The sequence below is a fragment of the Amorphus sp. MBR-141 genome (assembly GCF_053628695.1).
Genome location: NZ_JBRJGW010000023.1, coordinates 62,617 through 72,309, shown reverse-complemented (window position 1 = coordinate 72,309; position 9,693 = coordinate 62,617). Strand labels below are relative to the sequence as shown.

Sequence of the window (9,693 nt, the reverse complement as noted above, 5' to 3'; positions counted from 1 at the left end):
ACGACCCGCGGAGAGACGGCCACCTGACCGCGTCGGGAGGCGTCGCCACGCCTCCCGACGCTCAATCAAACCACACAAATCAGACACAAGCGGAGGTTGGGGGGCTCCGGAGAAACAACCCCACACCTCGCAGGACATCTCCCCCAGCGCGCGACCGCGCGCCGGCCGGAGGCCGCCCTCGCGGAGCGGTGAGCGAAGCGAACCCGGCGCGAGCGAAGCGAACTCGCGTGAGCGGCGAGAACACCAAACCCGAATATCCATGCGCGCCCCGGGCAAGATACTTGCCGAAATTCCCGAGGCTTGCATCCTCGAAAGTGACCGCAAATCCAGATGGTCGCGTCTCTCAGACGTCGGAAGTCAGGCCGGATTTTCATGTGGGGCGTCGACATGGCCCGCAGCTTGACCCGAATCGGCCGGATCTGCCACATTGCCGCCGGATCTTCGGATTTCCAGGCTTCAACAAAAACTTAGTGCCAAGGTGCGAGCTTAATGGCCGAGATGAGACGACGCGACTTTCTGGCGGGTGTCGGCGCGGTGGGAGGACTGGCGACGGCGGGGCTGCCCTTCCTGCCGAAGGTGGCGGTCGCCGCGACCGCGCCCACCGAGGCCGCACCGGCCGATGCGAAGATCGCCCGCGTCGGGATCTATCCGGCCCTCGGAATCTGCCGGGTCGGCGGCAGCCAGAAATGGTTCTACGCCCCGGAGATCCCCGGCGTCCCGTCGCGCCCCGAGGGCGGCTACAAGGACGGCAACTCCCTCATCAAGAAGCAGGTCCAGCGCTTCCGGATCTACGGCTTCGACGACCAGGGGCGCGTGGTCAGGGAGCTGACCTCGGCCGACGCCACGATCGACTGGCGCGTGCACGTCGCCAACACCAAGGCGGCCTGGTACGGTTTCGTCAATCCGCACGACAACGCCGCGCACGGACCGGGCATGCCGACCCGGATGCGCAACCAGTATTTCACCACCACGGCGCAGCGCGAGGCGATGCTGGTGGTGGATCCGGGGACGGTCGCCATCAGCGGCGCGAAGGTCAACTGGGACGGCGACCAGCCCGCCTATGCCATGACGGGCCGGTTCTGGGACGCCGTCGACGTGGGTCTCGGGCAGGTGCGCACGGACGAGGACGGACGGCTTCTCGTGGTGCCGGCGGACGGCGTCGCGGCCGCGCCGCGCGGCGCGCCCATCACCAACTTCGCCGACAACGACGGCTGGTATGACGACTGGTGCGACGGCCCGGTCGACGCCACGGTGACGCTTGCCGACGGGCAGGTGCTGGAGGCCGACGGCGCCTGGGTGGCCTGCGTCGGCCCCGATTTCGCGCCCGAGATCCCGGCGATCTCGACGCTCTACGACGTCATCGAGAGCATGAACTGGGAGCAGAAATGGAGCGAGGCGCCCGCCTCGCCGCTCTCCTTCCGCCAGCACGTGTATCCGACGTTCTACCGGCTGGCGCTGATGGAGTGGGTCTCCGCTGCGGCCAACATGCGCCAGGGCTGGCTCGATATCGGCGACTTCTCCAGCGAGGCCTACCTCGCCCAGCTCGCCGATCCGAGCGCGGCCAACAGGCCGTTCCGGCAGAAGGTCTTCGAGAGTTTCCGGAACCCGTACAACCTGGGCCCGAACGCCTTCAAGGACGAGCATCTGAAGATGCCGATGATGCCGGGCGACGGCGTCGACCACGACGGCAGCCCGCTGCAGTGGTTCCAGTTCCCGAAGCTGCAATACGAGCGTCTGCGGCGCTGGGCGGAGGGCGATTTCGAGAACGACTTCACCGACGGCACGCTGGATGCGGTCGCCAGCCTCGACCAGCTGCCGGTGGAGCAGCGCCCGCATGCGCTGACTCGGGCCGCGCTGGAGCCCTGCTCTGGCGGCGCGTTCCATCCCGGCGTCGAACTCTCCTACTATCTGCGCCTGCCGGCGCTTTATGCCCGCCACGACGACGCCGAGGCCGAACTCTTCCGCATCGCCCGGGGCGACAGGACGTCGCTGGTGCAGAATGTCGGCCGGATCCTCGATTTCGAGACGGCGACCAGCGGCGACAATCCGCCCATCGGGCCGCAGATGGCCGGCGACCTGACCCGCTGGATGGGCCTGCCGTGGCAGCCGGACGCGTTCAGCTGCCAGCGCGTCGCCCTGCAGGACGACTTCCCCGTCCCGGTCTGGTGGCCGGCGCTGCTGCCGGTCGATGTGCTGCCGGAGGACTTCTACAACCAGCTCATGCGAACCGACCTGACGCCCGAGGAGCGGACGAAGTTCTTCCAGAACCGCGTCTGGTGGGCGCGCGGGGTGCCGGGCATCGGCTACCACGCCAACGCCAGCTACTGGGACGGCATCCGCAACATGATCAACCTCTGGCAACGGATGGGCTTCGTCGTGGAGCGGCCGGGCCCCAGCGATCCCGATCATCCGGAGGCGATTCCGGCGAAGCTCTACGTCGAGGTCGGGCGGGGCCCCATGGAGGCGCGCTTCGACTGGACGCCCGAAGACGGACAGCTGCCGTAGGCTGATGCCGGGCGATGGAGACCCAGTCCCTGCGGTTGCGGTCGTCGGTGGCGGAATCGCGGGCTGCGCGGCCTGCCTGTCCCTGAGCAGGAACGGCGTTCCCGTCACCTGGATCGTCGCGGAGCGGCCGGCGCAGAAGCCGGGCGAAAGCCTCGCCGCCGCGGCCCTGCCGCTTCTTGCCGACCTTGGGGCGGACCACCTCCTCGCCGCACCCGCCCATCGGCAGGCGACCGTCAGCTTCACGTCGTGGGGGAGCGCGGCGCTCGTCGAGCGCCATGCTAGCGCCCTGCCCGGGGAGCTCGGCCTGGTCCTCGACCGGGGCCGGTTCGAGGCGGACCTGTTCGAGCTCACCCGCGGCCGGACGGTCCGGCTCGTCGAGGCCTCGCTTCTCGACTTTCAGCGGACCGGCTCCGGCTGGACGCTTGCCACCGACGAGGGGCACGAGATCGCCGCCCGGTTCCTGATCGACGCCACGGGGCGCCGGGCCGCGATCGGCCGCCGCAACGGCGGGGTGCGCCGTGTCGACCGGCTGGTGGCCGCCTGCACGGTGCTGCGGCAGCGGGACACCGGCATCGACCCGACGCCGGCGACGCTGATCGAGGCGGTGGACGACGGCTGGTGGTACGCCACGCTGCTCGCCGACCGGCGGCTCGTCGTGCAGTTCTACTCCGATCCCGACCTGATGCCGCGAGGGCTCCGCAGCTACCCCGCGCTCTGGCGCGAGCTGGCGGACCGGACGACCTACATCTCGCGGTGGATCGAAAGCGCCGGATACGCCCTGACCGAGGCGCCGCGCCTGGCAACGGCCGGCACCGCGTGGCTGGACGCGGCCTCCGGGCCCGGCTGGCTTGCCGTCGGCGATGCGGCGGCGGCCTTCGACCCGCTCTCCGCGCACGGCATGACGACGGCGCTCTGGACCGGCATCCACGGCGCGGCAGCGGCGGCGGCGGCCCTGGACGGCGATCTCTCCGCGGCGGAGAGCTATGCGGCGCGGCTCCGCACGGGGGTCGAGCATTTCAGCCGCGAGCGCGCGGCCGTGTACGCACGCGAAGCGCGCTTTCACGACCGGCCCTTCTGGCGGCGCCGACGCGCGTCCGGGCCTTCTTACCACCCACCCGCGGCCAGCCCGGAGGGGCCGGACCGCCATCCCGAAAGGACACTCTGATGACCCGATCGATCCGGACTTTCTCGGCGGCAGCCATTGCGCTCGCCATCGGCTTCGGCACGGCGAACGCCGCAGCCCCGGAACTGAAGGCCTACCCCTCGACAGCCGTCGAAGGCCTTCCCTATTCCGGCGCGGTCCGCGCGGGGGATGTGGTCTATGTCGGCGGGGTCCTGGGCACCGCCGAGGGCGGAAAGGAACTCGTGCCGGGCGGCATCACCCCGGAGACCCGTCAGGCCTTCGCACACGTGAAGACCATGCTGGAAGGCGCGGGCACGTCGCTCGACCGGACGTTCAAGTGCATGGTGCTGCTGTCGGACATCAACGACTTCCCGGCGATGAACGCCGTCTTCCGGGACGTTTTCCCCGAAGCGCCGCCGACCCGATCGACCATCATCGTGCCGGAAATCCCGATGAACGCGGCCATCGAGGTCGAGTGCAACGCGCTGGCCGCGGACTAGGGCGCGGACCGACGGCGCGCTCGCCTGAGCGGCAAAACCTCTTTCTCACCCCGCAATCGCGGACGGAAAGCCGGTTCCCACTTTCTGCGACTGCTCAGAGCTCCAGCGCGTCGAGGCCGGCTTCGAGGTAGTCGGCCAGCAGCGGCATGGCCATCAGGTAGGTCGAGGTCTTGCGGGCGTCGCGCTCCAGCGCGTCGGCCCGGGCCTGGTCGAACTCGGCGGCCTCGAAGTCGCCGCGCCCAATCCAGGTGATCGCCACCAGGTCGGCCGCCTCGTCGACGTTGAGGTCGTCGATGAGCTCCTTCAGCTCCTCCTCGGTGAGGTTGGCTTCCTCTTCCTCGTCGAGGCCGTCGTGGGCATGGCTGCGCGTCAGCATGTCCGGATCGAACTCGGTGTCGTGCTCGCCGCCGTCCTCGAAGGTGTCGGTCATCTCGGCGGCCACCGTCCGGGCCTTGTCGACCATCAGACGCACAGTCTCGGGCGAAAGCGACAGCTCGGCGGGCATGGCGGTTCCTTTCGCGGTGGTTCGAATGTGACGCGTTGACTGATTGCAGGCGCACGCACACCTGACAAGCCGGAACGACGCGGCCCGACGGGCGATCGCACCACCAATATTGACCGCGCGCCGCGGAAAGACTAGGTAGCGGGGTCCACCGATCCTGAGCGATCAGCGAGACCCGCCGACCGGGACCCGATCCCGGAGGCCACCACCCGCCAGCGATGTTCGCCCGCGGGTGCGTTTTGCGTTGGTTGTTCGGACGGTCTGTGGAGAGGAATGCGAGGATCGATGTTCGATAGTCTGAGCGACCGCCTGAGTGGCATCTTCGACCGTCTGACCCGGCGCGGCGCGCTGTCGGCCGAGGACGTCGACGCCGCGCTGCGTGAAATCCGCCGCGCCCTCCTGGAAGCCGACGTGGCGCTGGAGGTCGTGCGGCCGTTCGTCGACCGCATCCGCGAGAAGTCGGTGGGCGCCGAGATCGTCCGCTCGGTGACGCCGGGCCAGATGGTCGTGAAGATCGTCCACGACGAACTCGTCGCCATGCTCGGCGAGGAGGCGGTGCCGATCGACCTGAACGCGCCGCCGCCGGTGGCCATCATGATGGTCGGCCTGCAGGGCTCCGGCAAGACGACCACTACGGCGAAGATCGCCCGCCGGATGACGACGCGCGACAAGCGCAAGGTGCTGATGGCCTCCCTCGACACGCGGCGTCCCGCGGCGATGGAGCAGCTGAAGATCCTCGGCGAGGAAAACGGCATCGAGACGCTGAAGATCGTGCCCGGCCAGTCGCCGCCGCAGATCGCCGAGCGCGCGCTGACCGCCGCCCGGCTGGGCGGCTACGACATCGTCCTGCTCGACACCGCCGGCCGCCTGCACGTCGACGAGACGCTCATGCACGAGATGGCCGAGGTCAAGCGGGTGTCGAACCCCCACGAGATCCTGCTCGTGGTGGATTCGCTCACCGGCCAGGACGCGGTGAAGGTCGCCCGCTCGTTCGACGAGCGCGTCGGCGTGACCGGCATCGTGCTGACCCGCGTCGACGGCGACGGCCGCGGCGGCGCGGCGCTCTCCATGCGCGCCGTCACCGGCAAGCCCATCAAGCTGATCGGCGTCGGCGAGCGCGCCGACGCGCTGGAGGACTTCCACCCCAAGCGCATCGCCGACCGCATCCTGGGCATGGGCGACATCGTCAGCCTGGTGGAGAAGGCCTCGGCCTCCATCGACCAGGAACAGGCCGAGGCGATGGCCAAGAAGCTGCAGAAGGGCAGCTTCGACCTGGACGACCTGCGCAGCCAGCTCTTGCAGATGGAGAAGCTCGGCGGACTGTCCGGCCTGATGGGAATGATGCCGGGCGTGGGCAAGGCCCGCAAGCAGATGGAAGCCTCCGGCATCAACGACAAGGTCATCGGCCGCCAGGTCGCGATCATCAATTCCATGACGCGCACCGAGCGCCGCAAGCCCGACCTTCTGAAGGCCAGCCGCAAGAAGCGCATCGCCGCCGGCTCCGGCACCCGCGTCGAGGAGGTCAACAAGCTCCTCAAGATGCACCGCCAGATGGCCGACATGATGAAGACCATGGGCAAGAAGAAGGGCCTGTTCTCCGGCATGATGGGCGGCGGCGGTGGCGGCCCCCAGATGGATCCGGCCGAGCTGGAGAAGCTCGCCAAGCAGGGCGGCATGCCCGGCGGCGGGCTGCCCCCCGGCATGCCGAAGATGCCCGGCGGCTTCCCCGGCGCGCCCGGCGGCGGCTTTCACGGCCTGCCGGGGCTTCCCGGCGGCGGCGGCGGCCAGCCGAAGTTCAAGCTCAAGAAGCGCTGACGGCGCTGCCCGTTCACCAACCCCGACCGATCAACCGAACCACTGAAGATCAACAAAAGGAAATCGCATGTCCCTGAAGATCCGCCTGACCCGCGCCGGTGCCAAGAAGCGCCCGTACTACCGCATCGTCGTGGCCGATGCCCGCGCCCCGCGCGACGGCCGCTTCATCGAGAAGATCGGCACCTTCAACCCGCTGCTGGCGAAGGACCATCCGGAGCGCTTCACCCTCGTCGAAGAGCGCGTGAAGCACTGGCTGGAAGCCGGCGCCCAGCCGACCGACCGCGTCCACCGCTTCCTCGACGCCGCCGGCCTGATGCCCCGCAAGGCGCGCGAGAACCTGAAGAAGGGCGAGCCGGGCAAGAAGGCCCAGGAGCGCGCCGAAGCCCGTGAGAAGGCCGCCGCCGCTGCCGCCGAAGCCGCCGCGGCGCCCACCGAGCCGGCTCCGGAAGCAACCGAAGGCGCCGCGGCCGAGTAAGCCGCCGCGGCTTCGGCGCGGAGCGTCCGAGCGATGGCGGACCGACCGAGAAAGACGCGCGCCCCGCGGGCGCCGGCTCCCGCCGGCCCCGCCGCGGATCCCGCTGCCTACGTGGTGCTCGCCGAGATCGGCGCGGCCCACGGGGTGCGCGGGGCGGCGAAGCTGCGTCTTTTTGCCGAGGACCCGGCATCGCTGACCGACTGTGGGCCGCTCGTGCTCTCCGACGGCCGCACCTTGCAGGTGACCGGCCTGGAGACCGCGGGCGGCAAGGTCGTGGCGCGCTTCGAAGGCGTGCCCGACCGCACCGCGGTGGAGACCCTGCGCGGCGAGACGCTGTGGCTGCCGCGCGACCGCCTGCCGGCGATCGACGAGGACGACACCTTCTACCACGTCGACCTTCTCGGCCTTGCCGTGGTGGCCGCCGACGGCGAGACACTGGGGACGGTCAAGACCGTCCAGGACTTCGGCGCCGGCGACCTGATCGAGATCGACCGGCCCGGCGCCGCGAGCTTCTTCCTGCCGTTCACCGAAGCCTGCGTGCCGCAGGTCGACATCGCCGGCGGGCGCCTCGTCGTCGCGATTCCCCCCGGCCTTCTCGGCGGGGACGACAAGGGCGGCGACGCAGCGGATCCGGACGGGCCGGACGACGGCGACACGGACGAGGCCGGCGGGGACCGGCCGTGAGCTTCCACGCCACGGTCCTCACCCTGTTTCCAGACATGTTTCCCGGCCCGCTCGGCTTTTCGCTCGCCGGCCGCGCGCTCGGCGAGGGCGTCTGGTCGCTCGACGCCGTCGACATCCGCGCCTTTGCCACCGACCGGCACCGCTCGGTGGACGACACACCCGCCGGCGGCGGCCCCGGCATGGTGATGCGCGCCGACGTCGTCGCCCGCGCCATCGATGCGGCGGGTGCGGCCACCCCCGACCGGCCGCGCCTGCTGATGAGCCCGCGCGGCCGGCCGCTCACCCAGGACGACGTGAAGCGCTACGCCGCCGGCCCCGGCCTGATGGTCCTGTGCGGCCGCTTCGAGGGCGTCGACGAGCGGGTGATCGAGGCGCGCGGCCTGACGGAGGTCTCGGTCGGCGACTACGTGCTCTCCGGCGGCGAGGTGGCGGCGATGACGCTGCTCGACGCGGTTGTGCGCCTGCTGCCCGGCGTGATGGGGGCGGCCGGGTCGGCCAGCGAGGAGAGCTTCGAGAACGGCCTGCTCGAATATCCCCAGTACACCCGCCCCGCCGAATGGGAGGGACGCGCGATCCCGCCGGTGCTGCTGTCGGGCGACCACGGCAAGGTCGCCGCTTGGCGCCGCCAGCAGGCCGAGGCGCTGACGCGCGCCCGCCGGCCCGATCTGCTGCCGCCCGCCTCTCCCCCGCGCGGCCGCGACGCCGGCTGAACGGCGCAGTCGCCGGTCCGGGCGCTCGGCGCTTGAACGGCGCCCGATTTCCCCCATATTTCAGAACGGGCACTGCCCCGGACTGCCGGATGCCATGCTTCGGGTCCGGCACCGCTTGGTCGCTTTGGACAAGGACTGTTGGTGCATGTCACGTCTCACGACGTTTTCGAGCCCGTTTCTGCTCGGGTTCGACGATATCGAGCGGGTGCTCGACCGGGTGTCGAAGGCCGCCAACGACGGCTATCCCCCCTACAACATCGAGCGCCTGGCGGCGGGAACCGACCGCGGCGACGTGCTCAGGATCACGCTGGCGGTGGCGGGCTTCACCCGCGCCCAGCTTGACGTTACGCTCGAAGAGAACCAGCTGGTCATCCGGGGTCGCCAGACCGACGACGACACCGGCCGGCAGTTTCTCCACCGCGGCATCGCGGCCCGGCAGTTCCAGCGCACCTTCGTGCTGGCCGAAGGGATCGAGATCCGCAGCGCCGAGCTGAAGGACGGGCTGCTGTCGATCGACCTCGTCCGCCCCGAGCAGGAGCGCATCGTGCGGCGGATCGACATCACCGCCCACGACTGAGCCGTTTCCGGGCCGCGCTCAAGCCAGATTTCGATCTCCCGCGCCGACGCGCCGCGCGCGCCGGAGATCCACCCGATCCGCATGCCGAGCGGCCGGACGCCTCGTCCGGCGACGCGACAGACGGAGCCGCCCGCCGATCATGGGGGCATCGCCGACCCGGTCATCGCGACGGGCGGCGTGGACAGTAAGGAGTAAGGTCATGAACCGATCCATCGACGACACCGGCGGTGCCAAGCCGGTGATTTCCCAGCAGGCCCTCGCCCAGCTCGGCGGCGGCCAGGTCGCCTACATGCGGCCGCTCAACGGCAGCGAGGTGCAGAGCCTCTTCCCCGACGCGCCGCAGCTGTCGGCCGAACACAAGCTGTGGGCGCTGCTGTCGGCCGACGGCACGCCGATCATGCTGGCCGATTCCCGCGAAGCGGTGATCGCCAACGCCTACGAGAACCAGCTGCACATGGTGACGGTGCACTGAGGTGCGGACGTAACCAGTCGCCTTCAAGGGCGCTCCGAGAGGGCCGTCAGACCTGCATGTAATGCCCGCATGTCCTCCCGGGCTGGGCGCCACGAGCTACTTGCTCCAGGCGCGCTTGCAGCACCGCCGCGATGACCGCTTCCGGCCATCCAGCACGCGCCAAGCCGAGATTTCCCTACTTGGCGAGCACACCCGCGCGACGCCGCCGGAACCGTCCCCCGGCGGCGTTCGTATGTCCGGCGACGGGAAAAGGCGTCGGAACGCCCACCGGCACAGTGATTTCAGCTCCGTCCGGACCGTCAATGCGCGCCGGCGACCGCCGGCTACCGG

The 9,693-nt window shown here is 70.2% G+C and carries 10 protein-coding genes; 9 read left to right on the top strand and 1 reads right to left on the bottom strand.

What is annotated here, in order from left to right; all coding sequences use genetic code 11:
• The first annotated feature begins 489 nt into the window (after window positions 1-489).
• Genes goxA through ACSSVZ_RS23425 form a run of 3 tightly spaced genes read left to right on the top strand, consistent with a single transcriptional unit; the run spans window position 490 to window position 4,128 of the window.
• Window positions 490-2,505 carry a CTQ-dependent glycine oxidase GoxA gene (goxA, locus tag ACSSVZ_RS23435; RefSeq protein ID WP_453973244.1) on the top strand — a complete coding sequence of 672 codons (2,016 nt, stop codon included), beginning with the start codon at window positions 490-492 and terminating at the stop codon, window positions 2,503-2,505.
• A gap of 4 nt (window positions 2,506-2,509) precedes the next feature.
• A complete protein-coding gene (gene goxB, locus ACSSVZ_RS23430) occupies window positions 2,510-3,670 on the top strand; it encodes a glycine oxidase maturase GoxB (protein ID WP_453973243.1) in 1,161 nt (386 codons plus the stop codon).
• On the top strand, window positions 3,670-4,128 hold the full coding sequence (locus ACSSVZ_RS23425; RefSeq protein ID WP_453973241.1) for a RidA family protein: 459 nt from the start codon (window positions 3,670-3,672) through the stop codon (window positions 4,126-4,128). The genes goxB and ACSSVZ_RS23425 overlap by 1 nt, the downstream gene beginning before the upstream one ends.
• Window positions 4,129-4,222: 94 nt before the next feature.
• Here ACSSVZ_RS23425 and ACSSVZ_RS23420 read toward each other — a convergent pair whose 3' ends face one another.
• On the bottom strand, window positions 4,223-4,633 hold the full coding sequence (locus ACSSVZ_RS23420) for a DUF3775 domain-containing protein (RefSeq protein WP_453973240.1): 411 nt from the start codon (window positions 4,631-4,633) through the stop codon (window positions 4,223-4,225).
• Window positions 4,634-4,915: 282 nt separating this feature from the next.
• Here ACSSVZ_RS23420 and ffh point away from each other — a divergent pair, with 282 nt between their 5' ends.
• The 6 genes from ffh to ACSSVZ_RS23390 all read left to right on the top strand — a co-directional run bounded on the left by ffh (window position 4,916) and on the right by ACSSVZ_RS23390 (window position 9,363).
• Window positions 4,916-6,445: a signal recognition particle protein gene (gene ffh / locus ACSSVZ_RS23415; protein ID WP_453973239.1), complete on the top strand. Its 1,530-nt coding sequence runs from the start codon at window positions 4,916-4,918 to the stop codon at window positions 6,443-6,445.
• A gap of 67 nt (window positions 6,446-6,512) precedes the next feature.
• The gene (rpsP, locus tag ACSSVZ_RS23410; protein ID WP_453973238.1) at window positions 6,513-6,920 is read left to right on the top strand and encodes a 30S ribosomal protein S16; all 408 of its coding nucleotides are present in this window, start codon (window positions 6,513-6,515) and stop codon (window positions 6,918-6,920) included.
• 33 nt (window positions 6,921-6,953) lie between these two features.
• A complete protein-coding gene (gene rimM, locus ACSSVZ_RS23405) occupies window positions 6,954-7,604 on the top strand; it encodes a ribosome maturation factor RimM (protein WP_453973237.1) in 651 nt (216 codons plus the stop codon).
• On the top strand, window positions 7,601-8,314 hold the full coding sequence (gene trmD / locus ACSSVZ_RS23400; RefSeq protein ID WP_453973236.1) for a tRNA (guanosine(37)-N1)-methyltransferase TrmD: 714 nt from the start codon (window positions 7,601-7,603) through the stop codon (window positions 8,312-8,314). The genes rimM and trmD overlap by 4 nt, the downstream gene beginning before the upstream one ends.
• A 145-nt stretch (window positions 8,315-8,459) precedes the next feature.
• Window positions 8,460-8,891 carry an Hsp20 family protein gene (locus ACSSVZ_RS23395; protein WP_453973235.1) on the top strand — a complete coding sequence of 144 codons (432 nt, stop codon included), beginning with the start codon at window positions 8,460-8,462 and terminating at the stop codon, window positions 8,889-8,891.
• Window positions 8,892-9,090: 199 nt separating this feature from the next.
• Window positions 9,091-9,363 carry a BQ00720 family protein gene (locus tag ACSSVZ_RS23390; protein WP_453959591.1) on the top strand — a complete coding sequence of 91 codons (273 nt, stop codon included), beginning with the start codon at window positions 9,091-9,093 and terminating at the stop codon, window positions 9,361-9,363.
• Window positions 9,364-9,693 lie beyond the last annotated feature (330 nt).

Excerpts from the sequence above, each read along its gene's own strand:
- ACSSVZ_RS23420 (WP_453973240.1), bottom strand. The coding sequence starts at position 4,633 with ATGCCCGCCGAGCTGTCGCTTTCGCCCGAGACTGTGCGTCTGATGGTC.
- goxA (WP_453973244.1), top strand. The coding sequence starts at position 490 with ATGGCCGAGATGAGACGACGCGACTTTCTGGCGGGTGTCGGCGCGGTG.
- goxB (WP_453973243.1), top strand. The coding sequence starts at position 2,510 with ATGCCGGGCGATGGAGACCCAGTCCCTGCGGTTGCGGTCGTCGGTGGC.
- rimM (WP_453973237.1), top strand. The coding sequence starts at position 6,954 with ATGGCGGACCGACCGAGAAAGACGCGCGCCCCGCGGGCGCCGGCTCCC.
- ACSSVZ_RS23425 (WP_453973241.1), top strand. The coding sequence starts at position 3,670 with ATGACCCGATCGATCCGGACTTTCTCGGCGGCAGCCATTGCGCTCGCC.
- ACSSVZ_RS23395 (WP_453973235.1), top strand. The coding sequence starts at position 8,460 with ATGTCACGTCTCACGACGTTTTCGAGCCCGTTTCTGCTCGGGTTCGAC.
- ACSSVZ_RS23390 (WP_453959591.1), top strand. The coding sequence starts at position 9,091 with ATGAACCGATCCATCGACGACACCGGCGGTGCCAAGCCGGTGATTTCC.
- ffh (WP_453973239.1), top strand. The coding sequence starts at position 4,916 with ATGTTCGATAGTCTGAGCGACCGCCTGAGTGGCATCTTCGACCGTCTG.
- rpsP (WP_453973238.1), top strand. The coding sequence starts at position 6,513 with ATGTCCCTGAAGATCCGCCTGACCCGCGCCGGTGCCAAGAAGCGCCCG.